Annotated in this window: 19 protein-coding genes, 7 tRNA genes and 1 other RNA gene; 14 read left to right on the plus strand and 13 right to left on the minus strand. The window is 50.4% G+C overall.

Annotated features, from left to right (window positions below; genetic code table 11):
- Both HRH59_RS01900 and HRH59_RS01905 read left to right on the plus strand, forming a co-directional pair.
- The gene (locus HRH59_RS01900; RefSeq protein ID WP_173499586.1) at positions 1–336 is read left to right on the plus strand and encodes a DUF3392 domain-containing protein; all 336 of its coding nucleotides are present in this window, start codon (positions 1–3) and stop codon (positions 334–336) included.
- Entirely contained in the window at positions 333–824 is a 492-nt protein-coding gene (locus tag HRH59_RS01905; protein ID WP_173499587.1) for a DUF2919 family protein, read from the plus strand. Before HRH59_RS01900 ends, HRH59_RS01905 begins: the two co-directional genes overlap by 4 nt.
- Here HRH59_RS01905 and HRH59_RS01910 read toward each other — a convergent pair.
- The 8 genes from HRH59_RS01910 to HRH59_RS01945 all read right to left on the minus strand — a co-directional run bounded on the left by HRH59_RS01910 (position 821) and on the right by HRH59_RS01945 (position 3753).
- On the minus strand, positions 821–2443 hold the full coding sequence (locus tag HRH59_RS01910; protein WP_173499588.1) for a tetratricopeptide repeat-containing response regulator: 1623 nt from the start codon (positions 2441–2443) through the stop codon (positions 821–823). The two genes, HRH59_RS01905 and HRH59_RS01910, sit on opposite strands and share 4 nt — an antisense overlap.
- Before the next feature lie 238 nt (positions 2444–2681).
- Positions 2682–2757, minus strand: a tRNA-Val gene (locus HRH59_RS01915).
- 34 nt (positions 2758–2791) lie between these two features.
- Positions 2792–2867 (minus strand) — tRNA-Val (locus HRH59_RS01920).
- A 118-nt stretch (positions 2868–2985) separates the two neighbouring features.
- Positions 2986–3061 (minus strand) — tRNA-Val (locus HRH59_RS01925).
- Between the two features lie 118 nt (positions 3062–3179).
- Positions 3180–3255, minus strand: a tRNA-Val gene (locus HRH59_RS01930).
- A 118-nt stretch (positions 3256–3373) separates the two neighbouring features.
- Positions 3374–3449, minus strand: a tRNA-Val gene (locus tag HRH59_RS01935).
- Between the two features lie 34 nt (positions 3450–3483).
- A tRNA-Val gene (locus tag HRH59_RS01940) sits at positions 3484–3559 on the minus strand.
- A gap of 118 nt (positions 3560–3677) precedes the next feature.
- A tRNA-Val gene (locus HRH59_RS01945) sits at positions 3678–3753 on the minus strand.
- Between the two features lie 200 nt (positions 3754–3953).
- Here HRH59_RS01945 and gltX point away from each other — a divergent pair.
- Both gltX and HRH59_RS01955 read left to right on the plus strand, forming a co-directional pair.
- Positions 3954–5369: a glutamate--tRNA ligase gene (gene gltX / locus HRH59_RS01950; protein ID WP_173499589.1), complete on the plus strand. Its 1416-nt coding sequence runs from the start codon at positions 3954–3956 to the stop codon at positions 5367–5369.
- 162 nt (positions 5370–5531) lie between these two features.
- Positions 5532–6329 (plus strand): DUF481 domain-containing protein, encoded by a 798-nt coding sequence (locus HRH59_RS01955; protein WP_173499590.1) that lies wholly within the window; start codon positions 5532–5534, stop codon positions 6327–6329.
- 64 nt (positions 6330–6393) lie between these two features.
- Here the strand turns inward: HRH59_RS01955 and serA are convergent, their stop codons facing one another.
- The 4 genes from serA to ssrS form a co-directional block, all read right to left on the minus strand.
- Positions 6394–7623 (minus strand): phosphoglycerate dehydrogenase, encoded by a 1230-nt coding sequence (gene serA / locus HRH59_RS01960; RefSeq protein WP_173499591.1) that lies wholly within the window; start codon positions 7621–7623, stop codon positions 6394–6396.
- An 80-nt stretch (positions 7624–7703) separates the two neighbouring features.
- A complete protein-coding gene (rpiA, locus tag HRH59_RS01965) occupies positions 7704–8360 on the minus strand; it encodes a ribose-5-phosphate isomerase RpiA (RefSeq protein WP_173499592.1) in 657 nt (218 codons plus the stop codon).
- Between the two features lie 259 nt (positions 8361–8619).
- A complete protein-coding gene (locus tag HRH59_RS01970) occupies positions 8620–9240 on the minus strand; it encodes a 5-formyltetrahydrofolate cyclo-ligase (RefSeq protein WP_173499593.1) in 621 nt (206 codons plus the stop codon).
- Between the two features lie 35 nt (positions 9241–9275).
- Positions 9276–9460: non-coding RNA, 6S RNA (ssrS, locus tag HRH59_RS01975), on the minus strand.
- Positions 9461–9655: 195 nt separating this feature from the next.
- Here ssrS and HRH59_RS01980 point away from each other — a divergent pair.
- The 6 genes from HRH59_RS01980 (at position 9656) to gcvP (ending at position 17353) form a co-directional block, all read left to right on the plus strand.
- A complete protein-coding gene (locus HRH59_RS01980; protein WP_173499594.1) occupies positions 9656–10237 on the plus strand; it encodes a UPF0149 family protein in 582 nt (193 codons plus the stop codon).
- A complete protein-coding gene (gene ubiH / locus HRH59_RS01985; RefSeq protein ID WP_173499595.1) occupies positions 10238–11422 on the plus strand; it encodes a 2-octaprenyl-6-methoxyphenyl hydroxylase in 1185 nt (394 codons plus the stop codon). It begins immediately after the preceding gene.
- A 1-nt stretch (position 11423) separates the two neighbouring features.
- Positions 11424–12647 (plus strand): FAD-dependent monooxygenase, encoded by a 1224-nt coding sequence (locus HRH59_RS01990; protein WP_173499596.1) that lies wholly within the window; start codon positions 11424–11426, stop codon positions 12645–12647.
- Positions 12648–12837: 190 nt separating this feature from the next.
- Entirely contained in the window at positions 12838–13917 is a 1080-nt protein-coding gene (gene gcvT, locus HRH59_RS01995; RefSeq protein ID WP_173499597.1) for a glycine cleavage system aminomethyltransferase GcvT, read from the plus strand.
- Positions 13918–13974: 57 nt separating this feature from the next.
- Positions 13975–14361: a glycine cleavage system protein GcvH gene (gcvH, locus tag HRH59_RS02000; RefSeq protein ID WP_173499598.1), complete on the plus strand. Its 387-nt coding sequence runs from the start codon at positions 13975–13977 to the stop codon at positions 14359–14361.
- A gap of 100 nt (positions 14362–14461) precedes the next feature.
- Positions 14462–17353 (plus strand): aminomethyl-transferring glycine dehydrogenase, encoded by a 2892-nt coding sequence (gene gcvP, locus HRH59_RS02005; RefSeq protein ID WP_173499599.1) that lies wholly within the window; start codon positions 14462–14464, stop codon positions 17351–17353.
- A gap of 81 nt (positions 17354–17434) precedes the next feature.
- Here the strand turns inward: gcvP and HRH59_RS02010 are convergent, their stop codons facing one another.
- Entirely contained in the window at positions 17435–18340 is a 906-nt protein-coding gene (locus tag HRH59_RS02010; protein ID WP_173499600.1) for a LysR family transcriptional regulator, read from the minus strand.
- A 170-nt stretch (positions 18341–18510) separates the two neighbouring features.
- Between HRH59_RS02010 and HRH59_RS02015 the strand changes: the two genes are divergently transcribed.
- The 4 genes from HRH59_RS02015 (at position 18511) to HRH59_RS02030 (ending at position 23328) form a co-directional block, all read left to right on the plus strand.
- Positions 18511–18978 (plus strand): cyclophilin-like fold protein, encoded by a 468-nt coding sequence (locus HRH59_RS02015; RefSeq protein WP_173499601.1) that lies wholly within the window; start codon positions 18511–18513, stop codon positions 18976–18978.
- Between the two features lie 10 nt (positions 18979–18988).
- Positions 18989–20083: an alpha/beta hydrolase gene (locus HRH59_RS02020; RefSeq protein ID WP_173499602.1), complete on the plus strand. Its 1095-nt coding sequence runs from the start codon at positions 18989–18991 to the stop codon at positions 20081–20083.
- Positions 20084–20356: 273 nt separating this feature from the next.
- Positions 20357–20656, plus strand: coding sequence for a HigA family addiction module antitoxin (locus tag HRH59_RS02025; RefSeq protein WP_173499603.1), 300 nt, complete (start codon positions 20357–20359; stop codon positions 20654–20656).
- Positions 20657–21096: 440 nt separating this feature from the next.
- Positions 21097–23328, plus strand: a complete 2232-nt coding sequence (locus tag HRH59_RS02030) for a TonB-dependent siderophore receptor (RefSeq protein ID WP_173499604.1) — start codon at positions 21097–21099, stop codon at positions 23326–23328.
- The last annotated feature ends 16 nt before the right edge of the window (positions 23329–23344 follow it).

Raw genomic sequence — 23344 nt, forward strand, 5'->3', positions numbered from 1 at the left:
ATGCCGGATGTGGTTTATCAGCTGTTGTTGGATTGGGGCAGTTTTTTCCGGCCTTATGTGCGTGATATCGCATTGGCGATGGTTGCAACCTGTCTGGTAGTGTTTGGTGATGATGTAAACCGCTTTGTGCGTCGCCAGACAGCTGCGCTGCATTTTATCTGGCGTACCGGTATTTTTATTTTACTGTGTGCTTTTGGTTATGGCGCCCTGACCATTTTCTTAACCCCGGTGGTAGCAGGCCAGTTGGCTAAGTTAAGTAATCTGTGGCTGCCCTGGATAAGCCTGGCGATTTTTATTGCGCTTGGCAGCCTGGCACAGCGTAAACGCCAGCTATGAGCCAGGCACCGCTGTGGCCGGTATTAGATGATTATGGCTTACACAAGGTGCCGCTGCGCTTTTACTGGTTGCTGCTGTTGCTGCTGCGGCCTTATATCTGCTGGGTATTGGTACTGACATTACCGCAAACACAACGCGATATGCTGGCGCTGTTTTATCCGCAGCAAACCGATTTTATCCTCGCCTGTGCTGTGGCGGCGCCGTTGTTATTACTGCTGGCGGCGCTTAGCCAGCGCAAACCCAAAGGTAATCGCGGTTGGCGCCATATCTGGCGTTTTGGCCGCGGGATATTATTGCTGGTGGCGCTAGCTGACCTGGTGCTGACTATCGCCGATCTACCGGCACTGGTAATGCTGGATGCGCCCTGGCGTATGGCGGCGCCGGTAGTGTTGCTGGCCGGGGTGTTTTGGCTGCTGCGCTCGCGTACGCTGCGCGCAGTATTTGCTGAATGGCCTGACGCGGTTAACGCTAACAGCACTAAGCCTTAAGCCAGCTTGCTCAGGTACTTTTGCTTTAATTGCAAATAACGCTGCTGTTGCTCCGGCCTGAGGTTGGTATTTTCAATCAGCCGGTAGCATTGCTGCAAAAGGTGTTCGCGTTGCTGTGGCGGACACAGCGGCCTTGGCGATGTCAGCAGCGTTTGCCATAAATTCAGCGCGATACCGGCATTTTTCGGCATTACCTGCCACGCCAGTGCAAAAGCCGAAAAGGCTTCCTGCCAGTTACCATGCTGATATAAATGCACCGCATTGTTGTTCAGCTCACGCGGGCCATGTGCCATCGCCGCGCGCTCACGTTGCTCTTGCTGTAAGTAGGCGCTTAATACCGGTTCCGGCTGCTGGCGGCGGCAATGTTCGCTTATTTGCTTAAACAACGCACGCGAGGCATCGCTTAACCCCACTTCATGCAGGGCTTTGGCTTTATCCAGCGCATCTTCCAGTGAGTCTATATCGCTCTGAGTAGCTAAATCAGCCAGCAGCAAGCGTGCCTTATCGCGGTGGTCCTGTAAATACAACAACCGCGCCTGCAGCACTTGTTGTGCTGCGGTATGTTTATGATCAGCAAATTGGCGCTGCACAGTGTTAATTGACAAGGTGGCCTGGCGGTTCAGTCGTGCTTGCTGTTCGCTGTCGTCAGTACTTAACGCAAAATCGATGCTGGCTCGGGCCAGATTAAGGTACAGATCCGGTTGCTCGTATATCGAGTTTCGCGCGTACTTCACCATATCGCGGGCGGCACGGTACTGCAGCTCGTAATCGTGGTTTAATCTGGATAACTGCAATAATTTCTGTTGGCGTAATAAATTACGCGGCGCTATATCTGCCGCTGCCAGAATATGTTGCTGTGCCTGTTGGTAGTGCTGTTGCTGAAACTCCAGCTCGGCCAGGCAGTCCAGCGCAAACAGCCGTGTTTCGCTGCGCGCCAGCATATGTTCCAGCTCAGCAAAGGCTTGTTGCTCCTGATTGTTGTGCAGTAAACAGCGTGCCCGGCCGATACGCGCCCAGCTAAATGGCTGTATGCGCAGCATGGCATCAAAAAAGGTTGCTGCTTCTGCAAAAGCTTGTTGCTCCAGCAGAATATCGCCTTTAAGTTTAAGCAGCAGCGGAAAATACTTATGCAGTTCGGCTTGCGCCAGTTGCTGGTCAACCGCCAGCAGTGCGCGATCATACGCCTTTTGCTGCAGCAGCTCGTACACCGGTCGCAGTTGTTGCTTGCGGCGGAACACCCGTTCAATACGCAGTTGCAAATCACGAATAACAAAAGGTTTGGCTAAAAACTCGTCCGGCTGCAATTCCAGCACACTGTGCACCAGCGCTGGGTCAGTCTCGGCGCTGATAAAAATCATGCCACAGTTTAGTTGCTGCAAACCGCTGACTTTAAGCTCGTCGAATAACTGATAACCGTCTTTGCCTTTGGGCAGGTTGTAAGCACAGATAATTAAGTCGTAACTGTTTTGCTTACATAAACTCAACGCAGTCTGCGCGCGGTCAGCATAGCTGATATTCTGATAGCCCAACTGCTCCAACGCATAACGCAGATAGCTTTGGCTTAAACTTTGATCGTCAATAATCAGAATGCGTTCGTCGCGTTTGACGCTATTATCCATACTGCTGCCAACAAAGCCGTCAAAAGTAAAATTAGCGTTACTATAGCAATAATTTTTCGCAGAAAAACCAAAAGCTGCAGAAATTATGTCAAAGCGAGCGCTGTTAGCGACAGAAATACTTAAACGGGAGTTTTTACGATGGTTTGTATCAGGAAGTGGTGGATTGTACTGGGTTAGAACCAGTGACAACCGTCTCGTCGTGAGGAGCGGGCGGTGCTTTTCATGATAAGAAAGTAGATGGTGGATTGTACTGGGTTCGAACCAGTGACCCCCGCCTTGTAAGGGCGGTGCTCTCCCAGCTGAGCTAACAATCCATGGGAGTACCAATATTTGTTCACTATTAAGTGATGGTGGATTGTACTGGGTTCGAACCAGTGACCCCCGCCTTGTCAGGGCGGTGCTCTCCCAGCTGAGCGAACAATCCAGGGGATATCAATTGGTAATTAAACGCTATTAAGATTGGTGGATTATACTGGGTTTTAATCAGTGTCCACCGTCTCGTCGTGAGGAGCGGGCGGTGCTGTTCATGATAAGAAAGAAGATGGTGGATTGTACTGGGTTCGACCCAGTGACCCCCGCCTTGTCAGGGCGGTGCTCTCCCAGCTGAGCGAACAATCCAGGGGATATCAATTGGTAATTAAACGCTATTAAGATTGGTGGATTATACTGGGTTTTAATCAGTGTCCACCGTCTCGTCGTGAGGAGCGGGCGGTGCTGTTCATGATAAGAAAGAAGATGGTGGATTGTACTGGGTTCGAACCAGTGACCCCCGCCTTGTAAGGGCGGTGCTCTCCCAGCTGAGCTAACAATCCAGGGGATATCAATTGGTAATTAAACGCTATTAAGATTGGTGGATTGTACTGGGTTTTAATCAGTGTCCACCGTCTCGTCGTGACGAGCGGGCGGTGCTTTTCATGATAAGACAGCACTTGGTGGATTGTACTGGGTTCGAACCAGTGACCCCCGCCGTGTAAGGGCGGTGCTCTCCCAGCTGAGCTAACACTCCTAGGGAGTACCACTATTTGTTCACTATTAAGTGATGGTGGATTGTACTGGGTTCGACCCAGTGACCCCCGCCTTGTAAGGGCGGTGCTCTCCCAGCTGAGCTAACAATCCATGGGATATCAATTTGTAATTAAACGCTTTTAAGATTGGTGGATTGTACTGGGTTTTAATCAGTGTCCACCGTCTCGTCGTGAAGAGCGGGCGGTGCTTTTCATGATAAGACATCAATTGGTGGATTGTACTGGGTTCGAACCAGTGACCCCCGCCTTGTAAGGGCGGTGCTCTCCCAGCTGAGCTAACAATCCACGCTGTTTGATGGCGCTCATTATAGGGAGCATGAAAAAGCTGTCAACATTATTTTGGTAATAGCGGTTTGTCTGCTGCAAAAGTAAACATTCTGTCGTGCTTTAGCGCAAAACAGATGCAGTGCCGATGCCTTAGCGGGTGCATCCGGCGCGTGGCATTGTTACAATAGCCGCCATTATTGCACTGTGATGGATAAACTATGTCTCTTGTTACCCGTTTTGCACCAAGCCCAACCGGTTATTTGCACGTTGGTGGCGCCCGTACTGCCTTATTCAGCTGGCTATATGCCAAAAAGAAGGGCGGAAAATTTATTCTGCGGATTGAAGATACTGACTTAGAGCGTTCTACCCAAGCATCAGTCGATGCTATTTTAGAAGGCATGAGCTGGTTGGGGCTGGACTACGACGAAGGCCCGTACTACCAGACCAAGCGCTTTGATTTATACAAAGAAGTGGTTGCGCAGTTGGTAGCTGATGGCAAAGCTTATAAGTGTTTTTGTACCATCGAAGAAGTGGACGCCATGCGCGAAGCGCAAACTGCCGCCGGTGAAAAGCCGCGCTATAACGGGATGTGGCGCGATCGCACCGATCATCCGGCGGATACGCCCTTCGTGATCCGCTTTAAAAATCCGCAAAGCGGCACTGTAGTTATTGATGATTTAATTAAAGGCCGCATTGAAATTGCCAACAGTGAACTGGACGATCTGATTATTGCCCGCAGCGACGGCACACCAACCTATAACCTTACCGTGGTGGTTGATGACTGGAAAATGGGCATTACCCATGTTATCCGTGGTGATGACCATGTGAACAACACGCCAAGGCAAATGAATATTCTGGCCGCGCTGGGTGCCGATATCCCGAAATACGCCCATGTGCCGATGATATTAGGTGATGACGGCAAACGCTTATCCAAGCGCCACGGTGCTGTGGGTGTTATGCAATACCGCGACAACGGCTTTTTGCCCGAAGCCTTGCTTAACTATTTAGTACGCCTGGGCTGGTCACATGGCGACCAGGAGATTTTCAGCAAAGACGAGTTAGTTCAGCTGTTTGACCTGGATAGCTGTAACCGGGCACCGTCGGCATTTAATACTGACAAGCTGATTTGGTTAAATCAGCATTATATGAAAACCCTGCCGGCAGAGCAGGTGGCAGCACAACTGCAATGGCATATTGCCGAACAAAAACTGGATATCGGCAACGGCCCGGCGTTAACTGAGTTGGTTAAAGCTCAGGCTGAGCGGGTTAAAACGCTTAAAGAAATGGTAGAAGTAAGTCGCTATTTTTATGAAGACTTCAGCCAGTTTGATGCCGATGCCGCGAAAAAACATTTACGTCCGGTGGCGTTGGAACCTTTGCAAGCCGTTGCAGCCAAACTGGAGGCATTAAGCGACTGGTCACAAGCCACAATTCATGATGCCATTAATGCTACCGCAGAAACGCTTGGAGTGGGTATGGGTAAAATTGGCATGCCACTGCGGGTTGCGGTAACCGGTGGCGGTAATTCGCCGGCATTGGATCTAACCTTAAGTTTAATCGGCAAAGCGCGCAGTCTGGCGCGATTACAACTGGCGATAGATTTTGTGCAACAGCGCGCAAACGACAGCGAATAAAGCCGGCACTTTCGGTCAATACACCAAATACTCAGTCCGGTGCAACCGGGCTGAGCAGCATAGCTTGCTACAATGCTACAGTGTGTCAGGGAATGAATAATAACAACCGGGAAGATATAACTCATGGGTGAAACGAAAACAACGGAGTAATACAGCAAGATAATGCATTTTTTCTCAACCGGTATCAGCCTGGCGCTGATGCTTTGCTTGTATGGGGTACAAGCAGCAGAGACAGATAACTTACCTGTCAGCGAAGAACCACTGCAGCCGATAGGTTTCTTTGGTACGGTAACCGGTGATGTCGAGCTGGGGTTCTTGCTTACATCCGGCAATACCGACTCTTTTGCCATCCGCGCCAACAGCGAGTTAGTACATGACTTGCAGCGTTTTCGTAACCGCTACCAATTACAAAGCCTGTTGCAGAAAAACAATGTTGTTGATTCGGCAAGCGGCGACAAAAGTCAGGTAACGACAGCCAGTCGGTATGGTTTTACCGGCCAGAGTAACTATAAGTTGGTGTCAGGTAACGAATCTATTTTCGGCCGTGGTGCTTTCCTGCATGACAAATTCGGTGCTTTTCGTGAACAAGCGTCTTTAGCTGTGGGTTACGGTAACCGGCTGTATGAGCAATTAACCGATTACATTGACCTGGAGACCGGGCCTGGTTATGCCCACCAGCAAACAGCGGCACGGGAAGACAGAAGCGGCGCCATTTGGTTTTTGGCAGCAAATATAAACTATGCCTTATATGATACCAGCAGCTTTCGGCAAACGTTGGAGGGCGCGGTATCATTAAACGGCCAAAACACCACTTTACTCAGCCGCAGCAGCATTACCGCCACCATAGCCGACAGGTTATCTATGCGGTTAAATTTTGTGGTGAAATATAACTCCATGCCCGAGGGCACGCTGCGTAGCACCGATACTGAAACTTCAGCCTCACTGGTGTATACCTTTTAACAGTAAAAAAGCCGGTATTAATACCTAATACCGGCTTTTATTATCAAGCATCCGCCAGAGCTGCTTACGAATGCAGTACCCGTGCCCGCAAGGTAGCCGGTATGGCCCGCAGTTCATTTAATGCCTGCTCTACATCGTCAGAATCAATATCAATTACCACATAACCGATATCGGCATTAGTTTGCAGATACTGGCCGGCAATATTGATATTGTGCTTAGCAAAGGCTTCGTTGATTTTTGTTAGTACGCCAGGCTGGTTTTTATGAATGTGCAGCAAGCGTGAGCGGCCTTTGTGCTCCGGTAGTGATACTTCCGGGAAGTTTACTGCCGACAGGGTAGAGCCGTTGTCGCTGTATTTCACCAGCTTGCCTGCTACTTCAAAGCCGATATTTTCCTGCGCTTCCTGGGTAGAGCCGCCAATGTGTGGGGTTAAGATCACATTGTCGAACTCACGCAGTGGCGAGATAAATTCTTCATCATTGCCTTTGGGCTCGGTCGGGAACACATCTATGGCAGCACCGGCCAGCTTTTTGCTGCGCAGCGCTTCCGTTAGCGCGTCGATATCGACCACAGTACCGCGCGAGGCATTGATAAGAATGCTGCCGGGTTTCATCAGTTCCAGCTCGGCTTCACCAATCATGTTTTTGGTTTGCGGCGTTTCCGGCACATGCAAAGTAATAACGTCGGAGGTTTTCAGTAAGGTGCCAAAGTTAACCTGGCTGGCATTACCCAGTACCAGCTTATCTTCGATATCGTAAAACTGCACCCGCATGCCGATATTTTCCGCCATGATGCTCAGCTGAGTGCCGATATGGCCATAACCGATAATACCCAGGGTTTTACCGCGCGCTTCAAAGGAGTTATTCGCGGTTTTTTGCCACTCGCCACGGTGGGCTGCGGCAGAGCGCTGCGGAATACCGCGCAGCAGCATAATAATTTCGCCCAGTACCAGCTCGGCTACCGAGCGGGTGTTGGAAAAGGGCGCATTAAATACCGGAATAGCACGCTTTAACGCGGCCGTTAAATCTACCTGGTTGGTACCAATACAAAAGCAGCCGATAGCCACCAGTTTGCCGGCAGCATCCAGTACTTTTTCGGTCAGTTGGGTGCGCGAGCGGATACCGATAAAATGCGCATCTTTAATGCGCTCTATCAGCTCGTCTTCCGGTAATGAGGTTTTTAAATATTCGATATTGCTGTAGCCCTGATTTTTAAAGCTTTGCACCGCGCTTTGGTGCAAGCCTTCCAGCAGCAGTATTTTTATTTTGTCTTTGGCCAGTGAAAATTTTTCCATGTCACATCTCTTCATTAAATTTAAAAGTAAAATCAGTTAGTTATTCTTATTATAGTGTTTCGTGGCCTTATGCTGCTGTATCAGCGGATAACCTGTGTACCGGTAGCGCTGCCTACCAATACCATATCGGCAGGGCGCTGTGCGAAGATACCGTTAGTTACCACGCCAACAATATTGTTAATCTGCTGCTCCAGTTCGACAGGCTTACTGATGGCTAAATCGTGTACATCGAGGATCACATTGCCGTTGTCGGTAATAACACCGTCGCGCAACACCGGGCGGCCGCCCAGTTTTGTCAGCTCGCGCGCCACATAAGCGGCGGCCATCGGGATCACTTCTACCGGCAGCGGAAACTTACCTAATACCTCAACCTGCTTGGTTTGATCGACAATACAAATAAAGCGCTCTGCCACTGCAGCAACAATTTTCTCGCGGGTAAGGGCCGCACCGCCGCCTTTAATCATATGTTTTTGCGCGTTAATTTCATCAGCGCCGTCAACGTAAACACTAAAGCTGTCGATACTGTTTAAATCCAGCACGTTAATGCCCAGCGCCTTGAGTTTTTCGGTAGATTGTACTGAGCTGGACACGGCACCGGTGATCTCATGCTTAATGCTGGCCAGCGCATCGATAAAATGATTTACCGTAGAGCCGGTACCCACGCCAACCACGGTATTACGCGGGATAAACTCCAGTGCAGCCCAGGCCGCGTTTTTCTTCATTTCATCTTGTGTCATCAGCTGATCCAAATTCGTTTAGCCATACAGATGGATATTATATCGAAAGGGCCTGCCGACAAAAGGGCAAAAACAGAAAAAGGCCAAAACTGTTTTACCGCATGGGTTAGGCGTAAGTGTCGCCGGCCATAAAAGGAGGCCAGAAACGCGATCTGGTCGTCACAGAGTGTCTGAGCCCTGCCGCAGGCATTAGGGCGAGTTGCTGTGACGAGCCAGAGCGGGTATTGTGGCCGGATTTTTACCACCTCAGCGCTGAGTTTCAGCGAAAATCAAAATATTTACCCGGCGTAATAATCTGCTTTAACGGAATATCCCAGGCTTCACCCGGCACGGCATCTACCTGCTGGCAGTTATGTGCCAGGCCTGTTACCTGACAGTGGCTACCTTGCGGCAACTGCGACAGAGTGCGATCATAAAAACCGCCACCCATACCCAGGCGGTTACCGGCAGCATCAAAGGCCACCAGGGGGGTAAAAATAATATCCAGTTGCTGCACCGGCATTAACTTATGACAGGCAGGCAAGGGCTCGGGTATGCCGAATTTATTCGGGTACAGCAGAGTGTCTTTATCGTAGCGCACAAACAGTAAATAACCGGCAACAAACGGGTGCAGCACCGGCAAATACACGCTTTTACCTTGTTGCCACAGGGCCTGGATCAGCGGATAGGTATCAATCTCCGCATCGTTGGCTAAATACAGGGCGATATGTTGGCTTGAGTTGAGCATGTCACAGGCCATAACCTCTGCGGTTAGTGCTGTTGCTGCTTGCTGCTGAGCCTCTGCGCTGAGCTGTTGCCGGCGTTTACGGATCAGGCTTCTGAGTTGTTGGCGCTGAGTGCTGGTATCGGCCAAGGTAGACGTCTGTGATGCTGTGGACATGGTACGAGTATGCCTGAATGGCGGCAGAAAAAAAGGGGTTCTCCAAATTGCCGTGTCTGGTGTTAGCCCTTGAACCATAGGTTCAAGGCGGGAGTCAATTGGCCACCTCAGGCTTCCCGGTACGGGCCGGGCTTGCACACTGGCGGCGCAGAAGAATCCCTGGGTAAAAACAATTATCGGCTCAGGGACATCCACCTGATCACCAACAATCCAGAGAACAGACCTGAGTATAACACCGCAGTTTGGTGCGGATAAGGTTATTCATCGCAGTTTTATCGCTTCTGGTGTTAGTTGCATGGTTTTACAGCAACTTTTGTTTACGCTTTGCACCGTTATTATTTCTGCGGCCTGAAAGTTGGCGCTTTTTCGCTGTGGTGGTAGCATAAAGGCAGTTAATCACAGCACGAATAGTTATATGAGCAGCCTTTCTTTACTGACTTACGATGAATGGACGTACAAGCTGGACCAGGCCTATGTAATGGCCTCAGCCGCTGAAGTGCACGGTTTAATTGCCGGTTTGCTCAGTGCCGGGGTAGAGCCGGATGCACAGCAGTTAATGCCGGTGCTGCACGACTTTCTTAATGATGGCCAGGCGCTGCCGACCGACGTAAAACAACATGTCGCCACCCTGATAGACAACAGCGCCAAACAATTAGCGCAAAACGATTTTAGTTTCAGTATGTTATTGCCAAGTGACGACGACAGCCTGCCGGAGCGGTTAGACGCTATGGTGGAATGGACCCAGGCCTTTTTAGTCGGTTTTGCTGTGCAGCAAACCGATTTATCCCTGGTGTCAGACGATGTGCGCGAAGCGCTGGATCAGTTAACCGAAGTAACCAAAATCGATATTCATACCACCGATGATGGTAGCAGCGAAGAAAATGAAGAAGCTTATTATTTGGTGCTGGAGCATATCCGCATTATGGTGCTGGCCTGTTATACCGAAGTAGGGCAAAAGTTCGGTGTGAAGCCGGTAAGCAATAAGACATTACATTAAATGACTAACCCAGCTGCGCAGCAGTTCGATATTGTTATTGCCGGTGGCGGTATGGCCGGCAGTACCTTAGCCGTGGCATTACTGCAGGCCAATCCGGCGCTGAAACTGGCCATTATTGAACAACAGGCTGAACAAATCAGCAGTGCCAGCTTTGACAGCCGCAGCATCGCCCTTGCTGCCGCCAGTGCGCAGTTGTTAGCGCAGTGGAGCCTGTGGCCGGAGCTGGCCACCCGCGCCTGTGCTATTAAGCATATTCATGTGTCTGATCGCGGCCATTTTGGTAAAACACAACTTACGGCGGCAGAATATCAGCAGGATGCGCTGGGATATGTACTGGAAGTCGAACCCTTCGGCGCCGTGCTGTCCGGTAAATTGGCGCAGTACAGTAGCCTTAGCCGCTATGCGCCCAACAGCATCAGCGCCATAACCAGCACGCAGCAACATCAGCTGCTGACATTAAATGACGGTACGGTGTTACAAACGGCATTGCTGGTTATTGCGGAAGGCGGTTTATCACCCAGCCGCGCCCTGGCCGGTTTTAGCGTGCAGGAGCGCGCTTATCAGCAATATGCGGTTATTGCTAATCTGGCGCTGGCAGAAGGGCATCAGCACAAAGCTTACGAGCGTTTTACTGAACATGGCCCCATCGCATTGCTGCCGCTTAACGCGCAGCGTTATTCGCTGGTGTACACGGTAGATGAGGCAGCGGTAAACCGGATTATGCAGTTGGGCGACGCCGCTTTTATTGAGCATATACAGCAAGCCTTTGGCTATCGCGCCGGTGTCTTTACTGCAGCGGGGCGCAGGGCAAGCTACCCGCTTAGCCTGCGCGTAAGCGGCGATATAGTGCGCCACCGCACCGCGTTGCTCGGTAACAGCCTGCACAATGTGCACCCGATAGCCGGCCAGGGCTTTAACCTGGCACTGCGCGATATTGCTGAATTAGTGCGTCAGGTTAGCACTGCGCCGCAGGATATCGGCGGCTATGCCATGCTGCGCGGCTATCAGCAGGCACGCCAGCAGGACATCAACACGGTAACCACTGCCACCGATGCGCTGGTGCGTATTTTCTCTAACCGCTCGCGCTTAATGGCGCTGGCGCGTAACAGTGGTTTGCTGGCCATGACATTATGTGATGAATTAAAGCGCCCGTTGGCCGAACAGGCAATGGGGCTGCGGAGCTAAGATGCAAAATGTCGATATTACTGTTGTCGGCGCCGGCAGTGCCGGTTTAACGCTGGCGTTATTGCTGGCACCTCTGGGGCTGAGCATCGTGGTGCTGGAGCACGGCAATGCGCCGCATAGCGACAACATTAACCACCAGCGCGTCAGTGCACTTAATCCGGCGTCGATGAGGCTGCTTAGTCATACCGGTGCCTGGCCGGCAATTGCCGCCACAGCACAAAGCTACAGCCGCATGCAGGTGTGGGACGCCGACAGCTTTGCCAATATTGAATTTGACGCCGCTAACGAGCGCCTGGAGCAACTGGGCTGGATTTGCGATAACGAGCAAATTCGTGTTGCCTTGTACCGGCAGCTGCAGCAGCACAAAAATGTGCGGCTGGAGTTTAATTGCAGCATCAACAGCCTGGTGCAAAGCGAGCGTGATGTACTGATTAACATTAACCAGCAGCAATTACTGCTAAGCCGCTTACTGGTAGGCGCTGATGGCGTAAATTCGTTGGTACGCAGCAGCATGCAGTTACCTCTTACCCACTGGGATTACGAGCAGCAGGCCATAGTGGCCACCATTACCACACAGTTACCGCATAACAAAACCGCCCGCCAGGTATTTTTACCCACCGGGCCCTTAGCACTGTTACCGCTGCCGGACTCACAGCAGTGCTCCATTGTCTGGAGTTGTAACCCTGAACGTGCGGCAGAGCTTTTGGCTATGCCGGCAGAGCAGTTTAATCAGGCACTTACCGCTGCCTCTAACAGCGTATTGGGCGTGTTGCAACTGCACACACAACCTAAAGCCTTTGGCCTTAAAATGCGCTATGCCAGCAGTTGGCTGCGCGGCCGTGTTGTATTGGTCGCTGATGCGGCGCACAGCATTCACCCGCTGGCGGGGCAGGGTATGAATTTAGGCCTGATGGACGTTGCTGCATTAGCAGAACTAATAACGCAGGCAGTTGAAGACGGTAACGATTTTAGCGAAACGCGACTACTGCGCCGTTATGAGCGCTGGCGCAAGGCTGAAGCGCAAACACTGATCGTTGCGATGGAAGCTTTTAAACGCGGTTTCAGTAATAAGCAGCCGATGTTTAAGCTGGTAAGAGCTGTTGGCATGAGCAGCATTAACCAAGCGCCGTGGTTCAAAAGTAAAATTATCGCTGCAGCCCTTGGTAACAGTGGTGACTTACCCAAATTGGCTCAGCCAGAGACAAAAGTAACCCGTCGCGGTTGAGTTAGTTTTTTTAGTTATTCTGGTTGTCGCATTACAAAAACTAATTAATCAGGGGCTGTTTGCCAGCCTTGCCTTGCGTTATAATCCGGCTGCCTTTTTATCCGCTGATACTGCATAAGTTGTCATATAACTATGCTGTAGCGCTGAATTTCCGGCGCCTTGCGGGCCTTACAATAAGCAGGAAATAGCAATGGCCAATCAAACTGCGTTACATGGCAAACACCTGGAAGCCGGTGCCAAAATGGTCGACTTCTTCGGCTGGGATATGCCAATTAATTACGGCTCTCAAATTGAAGAACATCACGCCGTGCGCCGTGACGCCGGTATGTTCGACGTATCTCACATGACAATTGTTGACTTAAAAGGCGCCCAAACCCGCGCCTTTTTGCGTTATTTACTGGCCAACGATGTCGCTAAACTGACTGTGCCGGGTAAGGCGCTGTACAGCGGCATGTTAAACGAAGCCGGTGGCGTAATTGACGACTTAATTGTGTATTTTCTGCAGGAAGATTTCTTCCGTCTGGTGGTTAACTCGGCCACCCGTGAAAAAGATTTAGCCCATATCAACAATGAAGCTAAAGCTTTTGACGTAACAGTAACAGAGCGTCCTGAGTTTGCGATGATTGCGGTACAGGGCCCGAATGCCAAAGCTAAGGTTGCTAACCTATTAACTGCTGAGCAGCAAGCCGCCGTAGCGGGCATGAAGCCGTTTTTTGGTGTGCAGGCTGGCGACTTATTTATTGCCACCACTGGTTACACCGGTGAAGACGGTTACGAGATTGCGCTGCCAAACGAGCAAGCGGCCGATTTCTGGCAAAAGCTGCTGGATGCCGGCGTTGCCCCGGCCGGTTTAGGTGCACGTGATACCCTGCGTTTAGAAGCCGGCATGAACTTATATGGCCAGGATATGGACGAAACCGTATCGCCACTGGCGGCCAATATGGGCTGGACTATCGCCTGGGCACCGGAAGATCGCAACTTTATCGGCCGTAAAGCATTAGAGCAACATAAAGCCGAAGGTACCTTCAAACTGGTTGGCCTGGTAATGGAAGCCAAGGGCGTATTGCGCCATGGCCAGCGCGTAGTGGTTGAAGGCGGTGAGGGTGAAATTACCTCCGGTACTTTTTCGCCAACTCTGGGTTACAGTATTGCGATGGCGCGGGTACCGGCAACGGTGGGCGATGTCGCTGAAGTAGATATTCGCGGTAAGATGGTGCCGGTTAACGTGGTTAAACCTGCTTTCGTGCGTATGGGCAAGAAAGTCATCTAAACTATCACTGTAATTAAAAACTATATTAAATAAAAAACACCAGCTAAGGATTAAACAATGAGCTCAATTCCTAACACATTAAAATACGCCAGCAGCCATGAGTGGGCACGCGACGACGGTAACGGTATCTACACTGTAGGTATTACTGAGCACGCACAGGGCCTGCTGGGCGATATGGTGTTTGTTGAACTGCCGGAAGTAGGTGATAGCGTAACCCAGGGCGACGACTGCGCCGTAGCCGAGTCTGTAAAAGCGGCCTCTGATATTTATGCGCCGTTGTCAGGTGAAATTGTTGAGGTAAATGAAGCCTTAGCGGATTCACCGGAACTGGTAAACAGCAACCCGTATGAAGATGGCTGGATGTTTAAAATTAAAGTGTCTGATACCGCTGAGTTATCGGCACTGTTAGACGCCGAAGGTTATAAAAACTCGATTGACGAGTAAAACTTAGCAAACCCATTTAAGCCCCGTGCCGTATTAGTTACCGAATAAGCCACGGGGCTTAACTTTAGCAGTAACGAAACATTACCAGGACATTCAAGGCATGACCAACTCCGCTGTGAAAACCCTGTCGCAACTTGCGAACCACGACGAATTTATTCAGCGCCATATCGGCCCGGATGCGGCAGAAACCGCCGCCATGCTAAATGAGCTGGGTGTAGACAGCATTGAAGCGCTGATCGCACAAACCGTACCGGCCGATATCCGCCTGACTACGCCGTTGGCCACCGGCCCGGCCCGCACTGAAGCTGAAGCACTGGCTGTGTTAAAGCAGGCGGCGGCAAAGAACAAAATGTTCAAGTCATACATTGGTATGGGTTATCACCCGACGTTAACGCCGAATGTTATTTTGCGTAATGTGCTGGAAAACCCGGGCTGGTACACGGCTTATACGCCATACCAGCCGGAAATTGCTCAGGGCCGGTTAGAATCGCTGTTAAACTTCCAGCAGTTAACGCTGGATTTAACCGGTATGGAGCTGGCCAGCGCCTCACTGCTGGACGAAGCTACCGCCGCCGCTGAAGCCATGGCATTGGCCAAGCGCGTAACCAAGAGCAAGTCTAATCTGTACTTTATCAGCGACGATGTGCACCCGCAGACCATTGACGTGGTAAAAACCCGCGCTGAAATGTTCGGTTTTGACATTGTAGTGGGCAAGGCAGCCGATGCTGCTACGCACGACGTATTCGGTGCCTTAATTCAATACCCGACCACTAACGGTGATATCCGTAACGACAGCGCGTTAATCGCGGCGTTACAGGCGAAAAAAGCCATAGTTGCCGTTGCTACCGATCCGATGGCATTGTTGCTGTTAAAGGCGCCCGGCCAATTAGGTGCCGACGTGGTATTAGGCAGCGCCCAGCGCTTTGGTGTACCTATGGCCTACGGCGGCCCGCACGCGGCATTTTTTGCTACCCGCGATGCGTATAAGCGCTCTATGCCGGGCCGTATTATCGGGGTGTCGAAAGACCGTCGCGGTAATCAGGCACTGCGTATGGCAATGCAAACGCGCGAGCAGCATATCCGCCGCGAAAAAGCTAACTCAAACATCTGTACTGCCCAGGTATTACTGGCCAATATGGCGTCGTTCTACGCTGTGTATCACGGCCCGCAGGGGCTGAAAAATATTGCGCAGCGTATTCACCGCAATGCCGATATTTTTGCCGCCGGCTTACAAGCCAAAGGCGTGGCGTTAGTAAATGCTCACTGGTTCGATACTGTTACTTTTAAAGTAAGCGACCGTGCTGCTGTGGTTAAGCGTGCCTTAGCTGCCGGCGTTAACCTGCGCACCGACGTAGCCGACTCATTAGCGGTAAGCTTTAATGAAACCACCAGCGGCGCCGACATCGCAGAGCTGTTTGATATCGTACTGGGCGCAGGCCACGACTTAAGCGTGGATGCACTGGATGGCGCTATTGTAGCTAATGGCAGTAAGTCTATTCCGGCCGATTTAGTGCGCAACGACAGCGTGCTGGGCCATCCGGTATTTAACCAGTATCACTCTGAAACTGAGATGCTGCGTTATATCAAAAAGTTGGAAAATAAAGACTTATCGCTGAACCACTCGATGATCTCACTTGGTTCATGCACCATGAAGCTAAACGCCACGGCCGAGATGATCCCGGTAACCTGGCCTGAATTTGGCTCACTGCACCCGTTTGTGCCGCGCGACCAGGTTGATGGTTACTACGAGATGATCAACCTGCTGGGCGACTGGCTGGTAAATATCACCGGTTACGACAATATCTCTATGCAGCCAAACTCGGGTGCGCAGGGTGAGTACGCCGGTATGGTGGCAATTCGTAAGTATCACGAAAGCCGCGGTGAAGGCCATCGCAATATCTGTTTAATTCCGGTATCGGCGCACGGTACTAACCCGGCCACTGCCGCCATGACCAGCTACGACGTAGTACTGGTAGAGTGCGACAAGCGCGGCAATATCGATATGGCAGATTTAAAAGCCAAAGCTGCAGAAGTGGGCGACCGCTTAGCCGCGATTATGGTTACGTATCCGTCTACTCACGGCGTATTTGAAGAAAGTATCCGTGAGCTGTGCGACGTTATTCACAGCTACGGCGGCCAGGTGTATATGGACGGTGCCAATATGAACGCTCAGGTAGGCGTAACAGCACCTGGCTTTATCGGCTCAGACGTATCGCACTTAAACCTGCACAAAACCTTCTGTATTCCGCACGGCGGTGGTGGCCCGGGCATGGGTCCTATCGGTGTGAAAAGCCATTTGGCACCGTTCCTGCCTAACCACGCTGTGGTAAGCATCGACGGTACCGGCGAGACTAACGGCGCCGTATCCGCCGCGCCGTTTGGTAGCGCCGGCATATTGCCAATCAGCTGGATGTACATTGCCATGATGGGCGCCGAGGGCTTAAAACAAGCCACAGAATACGCCATCCTGAATGCTAACTACATGGCCAACAAACTCGACCCGTTATTCCCGGTACTGTTCCGCGGCACTAACGGCCGTGTGGCGCACGAATGTATTATCGACATTCGTCCGTTAAAAGAAGCCAGCGGCATTACTGAGATGGATATTGCCAAGCGCTTAATGGACTTTGGTTATCACTCACCCACCATGAGCTTCCCGGTAGCCGGCACGCTGATGATTGAGCCAACCGAGTCTGAAAGCAAAGCTGAGATGGATAAGTTTATCGAAGCGATGAGCACCATCCGTGCCGAAATTGCCAAGGTAGAAGCCGGCGAGTGGACAGTGGACAACAACCCACTGGCCTACGCACCGCATACCATGCAAGATATTTTCGACCCGGCATGGGATCGCGCCTACGAGCGCCAGTACGCCGCCTTCCCGGCAGCTTACGTGGCAGAGAACAAGTTCTGGCCAACGGTTACCCGTATCGACGACGTATACGGCGACCGTAACCTGATCTGTTCATGCCCAAGCCCGGAAGCATATCGCTAAGCGGTTAGCGCTGTTGCAGTAACAACTAAAACCCCGGCCAGCGCGCCGGGGTTTTTATGCCAGCGCCTAAAATAACTGCGCTTATTTATCACGGTTGTCGCGATATCTTATTGCTTCTACGAACGCCATAAATGCCGGTGAGGCTTGTCTGCGATTAGGATAGTACAAATGGAAGCCCTGAAAATAAGGGCTCCAGTCAGTTATTACTGCTTTAAGCCTGCCATCGGCCAGATAAGGTGCAGCCAAAGGTTCCGGCACGTATGCCAGCCCAATACCATCCAGTGCCGCATTTAGCACATGCATAATGCTGTTGAACACCAGCTGGCCTTCCACTTTAACTGTGAAAGCCCGGCCTTGCTTTTCAAATTCCCACGCATAAATTGCACCTGCTACGCGGTGACGAATATTAATACACGAATGCTCTGTTAACTCATAGGGCGTGGCGGGTTTTGGTTGTCGCGCAAAGTAAGCCGGGGAGCCTACCACAACAAGCCGCCAGTCAGGCCCGATGCGCACTGCAATCATATCTTTGCTGATATCTTCGCCTAACCGGATGCCGGCATCAAAACGCGCTTCAACCACATTGGTAAAGCCATAATCAACGTACAGTTCCAGCTTTATATCGGGATAGTTTTGCAAAAAAGTGCTTAACATCGGGCGTAAATGCAGTTCTATCTGATCATCGGTACAACTAATACGCAGTGTTCCTTTGGGTTTATCGCGTAATTCTGCCAACGCATCCAGTTCGGCATCAATTTGCTCCAGCAGTGGTGCGACCGATTCAAACAAACGCACACCTGCTTCTGTCAGCGACACATTGCGGGTAGTACGGGTGAGTAAGCGCACACCGAGTTTTTCTTCCAGATTGCGAATAGTGTGGCTCAGCGCAGAAGGGGTAACACGCAACCCGGCTGCCGCTTTGGTAAAACTCTGCTGTTGTGCTACGGCCAAAAAAGCCTGCAGGTCGTTCATTTTGCTGTTTGCCATTGCTGAATTTTTCTCACAACTACATGAACATTATGTCTACTAATAAAATAGTCATCTGTCTGCCACTATAGCAAGGTGTTTTTAGCTATAAAAAGCGTAATTCGATGACTGCTGCTGCACTGTCTGGGTTAGCAGCTCTCACTTTGGCATAGACAGCTTAGGATAACGCTATGAACAACATAACGCGGTTTGTTTTGCTTCTGGCGCTGCAAACCAGCGCAATAAGCGGGGCGCAGGCAGACGTAACTCCCGCTAAGCCCAAGGGGAACACCATGTATCAGGTAACCATTACGCTGGATAATGCCGTTATTACGGCCAGGCTTGATAACAACCCGACTGTACGGGATTTTATCGCCCAATTGCCAATGACGGTAAAACTGGAAGACTACGCAGCGACTGAAAAAGTGACCTATCTGAGCAATAAGCTGACCACAGAGGGCGCACCTGCCGGCATTACTCCGGTTGTCGGTGACATTGCCTACTACGGCCCCTGGGGCAATATTGCCGTTTACTATAAAGATTTTGCTTACTCGCCGGGCCTTATTAAGTTGGGGGAGATAACCAGCGGCATAGCACAGCTTAAGTTCAGTGGTGCCAAGCAGGCGACTATTGAATTAGCCACATTAACTGACAAATGAGGAATACCGCATGATTACCAATGCAGAACCCGTAAGCAATAGTAGCCGCCGCGCGTTATTAAAAATGACCAGCTTAGGTATAGCCACGGCAGGTGTTTTATCTGCTATCACCTTAGCCACAGCGGTAAACGCCCAACCTTCGGCGCCGTTACAACTTGGCAGCGAGTGGGACAAAACTTTTGCCAAAAGCGACAAGGTAGAACATAGCAAAGTAACCTTTAAAAACCGCTATGGTATTACGCTGGCTGCAGATCTTTATGTGCCGAAAAACAGCAGCGGTAAATTGGCCGCCATTGTGGTAGGTGGCCCTTTTGGTGCGGTAAAAGAGCAGTCGTCAGGCTTATATGCGCAAATGATGGCAGAGCGCGGTTTTATCACCTTGGCGTTTGATCCGTCTTATACCGGTGAAAGTGGTGGCGAACCACGCAATGTGGCTTCACCAGATATCAATACTGAAGATTTTAGTGCAGCTGTTGATTTTATCGGTCTGTTACAAAATGTTGACCGTGAGCGTATTGGCATGATCGGTATTTGCGGTTGGGGTGGTATGGCATTAAATGCCGTAGCGGCAGACAAGCGAATCAAAGCTGTCGTTGCCAGCACGATGTACGACATGACCCGCGTTATGTCCAAAGGCTACAACGACAGCGTGAGCCCTGCGCAACGCGCGCAAACGCTGGAGCAGCTAAGCCGGCAGCGCTGGGAAGACGCTGCAAGCGGCAAGCCAGCCTACCAGCCGGCCTACAACACACCACCGCAGGGCGGTGAGCCACAGTTTATGCTTGACTACCACGCTTACTACGGCACGCCGCGCGGCTATCATCAGCGGGCGGTCAATTCCGGCAATGCCTGGACGCTTACCACGCCGCTGTCGTTTATGAATATGCCGATCCTCAGCTACATTAACGAGATTTCGCCGCGGCCGATCCTGTTCGTGCATGGCGAAAAAGCGCATTCACGTTATTTTGCCGAAACCGCCTATGATGCGGCGGCACAGCCGAAAGAACTGATGATCATCGAAGGGGCCAGCCATGTTGATTTGTACGATCAAATAGACAAAATCCCTTTTGATAAGCTGACGGATTTCTTCCGCAAAAATCTGTAACGCAATTGACCGGGAAATAGGTATCACGTGCCGAAGGAGTGGGTTCTTTGATGCCACAAGGGCAGGTTGGCCGTAGTGAAATCGTATTGGCGACAACCGCAACCTTATCTGTTCCTGCCCAAGCCCGCAAGTATATCGCTAAGCGGTTAGTGCTTATGCAGTAACAATAAAAACCCCGGCCAACGTGCCGGGGCTTTTTATCAGTTAAAACTGGTTGGCTTGTTGTGCAACACACTAGTTTGCAGTTTATCGATTATCACTAATGGGGGAGTTATGTTTAAAAGCGGCATGCGCGCAGTACACCCTGGTGAAGTATTGCGTGAAGATTATTTGTTACCACTAAATATGAGTGCCAACGCTTTAGCACAAGCGCTACGGGTAACACCTGCACGGATCAATGAAATAGTGCGTGAAAAGCGCGGGGTTACTGCTGACACGGCACTTCGCCTGGCTCGCTATTTTGGCGGCGATGCCCAAGGCTGGCTTAATTTACAGGCGATATATGACCTTAAACTGGCCGAGAAATTAAGTGGTGAGCAAATTAGTAAAGATATTTCACCTCATGCAGCCTGAACGTAAACATAGCTGTGCCAGATAGCGCAAACCGCATTGAGTTCTTTTCCTTGAGTGATCTACTATTAATAACAGCTGTTTAGCCGCTCCCATTAGTCACTGAAGATTTTCCAACAATATAAACAATGACAGCAACTGAGTATTACAAGCTTTGGCATTGGCATCATTTTTAATACACATAAATACTGCGGTAGAGTACCTCCTGTAACGTGTTAAATATAAGTCCACTACAAACAATACACTATTAAGAATAATTAGCATTTGCATTAAAGGTTGTTCGTTGTGTATCCTATTGCGCCGATAACAGATGGTTTTGCATTTATCTATTGGTTTATCTACCTTGCTGCTGAATCGTTCTTGAAAGCGATAGGAGCGCAACCTGCAAGGTAACCGAGTGACAATGGATGCTTTTTGCACAGAGCTAACAGGAACAAGCTGCTATGTCTACAACCACCTTAGTAACATCAATACATCAACGGTCGTTAATTTCTCTGTCTCTGACAGTAGCGTTGGCTTGTTCTGCCTCGCTATCAGCAGAAGAGCAATTAGCAGCAACAGGAATTGAACGAGTCTCTGTTGTCGGCACCAGCCCTCACCGCTACCAAACTACCAGTGGTGATAGTTTAGTCGGCCTGCCGTTAGACTACTTAGAGCTGCCGCGTATTATTGATGTACTGCCGGAGCAGTTATTGTTAGACCAAAAAGTTACTGAGCTGGAAGAAGCATTACGGAATATTCCAGGGGTAAGCTTGTCGGATGGCTTCGGCGGCAGCAATAACGACTACCTTGTCCGCGGTTTCAGGCGCAATACTATCTACCGCGATGGTATGCGAATTGCCTCCAATTTCCGGGCGAATACCGCTAACCTGGACAGTATCCGGGTAATTAAAGGTCCGGCGTCTGTTACCTATGGTCAGGTTGAACCTGGCGGCCTGGTTGATATTATTACCAAGAAACCGCTGGATGAACAGCGGGTTTATACAGAACTACGTGCCGGTTCATGGAGTAACTATTTGCTGCAAGCTGATGTTTCTACCCCGATTGGCGAGGATGCTGCAGTGCGGGTAAATATCTCTTCACAAGACGCCGGCTATTTTCGTGATAACTTTGATATAGAAAAAGACATTATTGCCCTGACTGGCCGTTATGATGTATCTGAAAACACCCGTATTAGTACATCTTATGAATATCGGGATGAGTTCCGCTCTTTTGATCGTGGCACGCTCAGTATTCCTACGGCGAATGGCCGGGTAATTGTTAATAAGATTACTGATATTCCGCTGTCACGCCGGTTTGGTGAAGCCTTTGAAGAGATAGATACTCAGTTTGAATTTGCTACTCTAAAGCTGGATCATAGCTTTGCTAACGGCTGGGCACTGAATGTAGCCGCGGCCTGGGAAAGCTCTATGTCGAACGATCTGCAGGTGCGTCCGGTGGCCGTTATTATTCTGGATGCTGATGCACCAATCAGTAATGGCTTTTTCACCGCACCGGTTACGCCGGAAGCCATCTATGATGAAGACGATGATCAGATCTTTTTAACGCGCGGCACCGATGGCAGCCGGGAACGCGATCAGCATGTTTCTTACCTTAGCGCGTCAATAAATGGCGAGGTGATGACAGGTTCCGTTAATCATCGCATTGTTGTCGGTGTGGATCGGCGTCGTTTTAACAGCAGCAGATATTTTGTTACTACCCCAACGACGACCGGTACGCAGTCTACCGGCCCACTATTTGACCTGCGCAACCCGGTATATGGTAATTTACCCGACAGTCTATCTACAGAGAATGGCAATCTGGTGACCGATGAGACAGAAGACTTCGGCATCTACATCAACGACTACATAAATTTTACTGACAGCTTGGCGTTGCTGATTGGTGGGCGGCAGGATTACTCAGATGTCGACGGTGATGACGAGATTAAAGATGTCAATGCATTCTCGCCACAAGTCGCGCTGAACTATAAACCTAGCGCTAATATTTCAACGTTTGTCAGTTATTCAGAAGCCTTTGAGCCCAATACGGTATTGAGTTTCGATAACTCAGGTGCGCAATCGGAAACTGAGCTGTATCCGGCAGAAAACTCCACGCAGTATGAAGCCGGTGTTAAAGCTCAGTTCTTTAACAGTAAGTTAAACGGCAGCGTGTCAGTTTATGACATCGAAAAAGAGAATGTTTTAACTGTCGGTGCCGATGGTTTACCGGCACTAGTAAAAGGCCAGGACTCACAAGGCCTTGAAATCAGCATTTCCGGGCAACCTGTACCCGGCTGGACAATTGTCAGTGGCTACGCTTATACCGATGCCAGCATAAAGACAGGCAGCAACGCCGGTAACCGGCCCAGTAATGTGGCTAAAAGTAATGCCAGTTTATGGACCAGCTATGAGTTTACCCAAGGCCAATGGACAGGATTAGGTGCAGGCACAGGTGTATTCTACATGGGAGACCGCTTTGGCGACAATGCCAACAGCTGGAATTTAGGCAGCTATACCACATGTGATCTGTCAGTGTGGTACACGCTCCCCCTGGCGAATGCTAAACAAAATATGCGGTTCCAACTTTCGGTGAAAAACTTGTTCAATGAAACCTATTACAGCGCCAGCGGTGGCGATTTACGCATTAACATTGGCCAGCCAAGAAGCGTATTCGCCTCTGTATCGGCCACGTTTTAACCAGTAAAAGGCTCTT

Source organism: Rheinheimera lutimaris (assembly GCF_013283795.1).
GTDB classification, from domain to species: Bacteria; Pseudomonadota; Gammaproteobacteria; order Enterobacterales; family Alteromonadaceae; genus Alishewanella; species Alishewanella lutimaris.

Excerpts from the sequence above, each read along its gene's own strand:
- HRH59_RS01900 (WP_173499586.1), top strand. The coding sequence starts at position 1 with ATGCCGGATGTGGTTTATCAGCTGTTGTTGGATTGGGGCAGTTTTTTC.
- HRH59_RS01905 (WP_173499587.1), top strand. The coding sequence starts at position 333 with ATGAGCCAGGCACCGCTGTGGCCGGTATTAGATGATTATGGCTTACAC.
- HRH59_RS01910 (WP_173499588.1), bottom strand. The coding sequence starts at position 2,443 with ATGGATAATAGCGTCAAACGCGACGAACGCATTCTGATTATTGACGAT.
- gltX (WP_173499589.1), top strand. The coding sequence starts at position 3,954 with ATGTCTCTTGTTACCCGTTTTGCACCAAGCCCAACCGGTTATTTGCAC.
- HRH59_RS01955 (WP_173499590.1), top strand. The coding sequence starts at position 5,532 with ATGCATTTTTTCTCAACCGGTATCAGCCTGGCGCTGATGCTTTGCTTG.
- serA (WP_173499591.1), bottom strand. The coding sequence starts at position 7,623 with ATGGAAAAATTTTCACTGGCCAAAGACAAAATAAAAATACTGCTGCTG.
- rpiA (WP_173499592.1), bottom strand. The coding sequence starts at position 8,360 with ATGACACAAGATGAAATGAAGAAAAACGCGGCCTGGGCTGCACTGGAG.
- HRH59_RS01970 (WP_173499593.1), bottom strand. The coding sequence starts at position 9,240 with ATGTCCACAGCATCACAGACGTCTACCTTGGCCGATACCAGCACTCAG.
- HRH59_RS01980 (WP_173499594.1), top strand. The coding sequence starts at position 9,656 with ATGAGCAGCCTTTCTTTACTGACTTACGATGAATGGACGTACAAGCTG.
- ubiH (WP_173499595.1), top strand. The coding sequence starts at position 10,238 with ATGACTAACCCAGCTGCGCAGCAGTTCGATATTGTTATTGCCGGTGGC.
- HRH59_RS01990 (WP_173499596.1), top strand. The coding sequence starts at position 11,424 with ATGCAAAATGTCGATATTACTGTTGTCGGCGCCGGCAGTGCCGGTTTA.
- gcvT (WP_173499597.1), top strand. The coding sequence starts at position 12,838 with ATGGCCAATCAAACTGCGTTACATGGCAAACACCTGGAAGCCGGTGCC.
- gcvH (WP_173499598.1), top strand. The coding sequence starts at position 13,975 with ATGAGCTCAATTCCTAACACATTAAAATACGCCAGCAGCCATGAGTGG.
- gcvP (WP_173499599.1), top strand. The coding sequence starts at position 14,462 with ATGACCAACTCCGCTGTGAAAACCCTGTCGCAACTTGCGAACCACGAC.
- HRH59_RS02010 (WP_173499600.1), bottom strand. The coding sequence starts at position 18,340 with ATGGCAAACAGCAAAATGAACGACCTGCAGGCTTTTTTGGCCGTAGCA.
- HRH59_RS02015 (WP_173499601.1), top strand. The coding sequence starts at position 18,511 with ATGAACAACATAACGCGGTTTGTTTTGCTTCTGGCGCTGCAAACCAGC.
- HRH59_RS02020 (WP_173499602.1), top strand. The coding sequence starts at position 18,989 with ATGATTACCAATGCAGAACCCGTAAGCAATAGTAGCCGCCGCGCGTTA.
- HRH59_RS02025 (WP_173499603.1), top strand. The coding sequence starts at position 20,357 with ATGTTTAAAAGCGGCATGCGCGCAGTACACCCTGGTGAAGTATTGCGT.
- HRH59_RS02030 (WP_173499604.1), top strand. The coding sequence starts at position 21,097 with ATGTCTACAACCACCTTAGTAACATCAATACATCAACGGTCGTTAATT.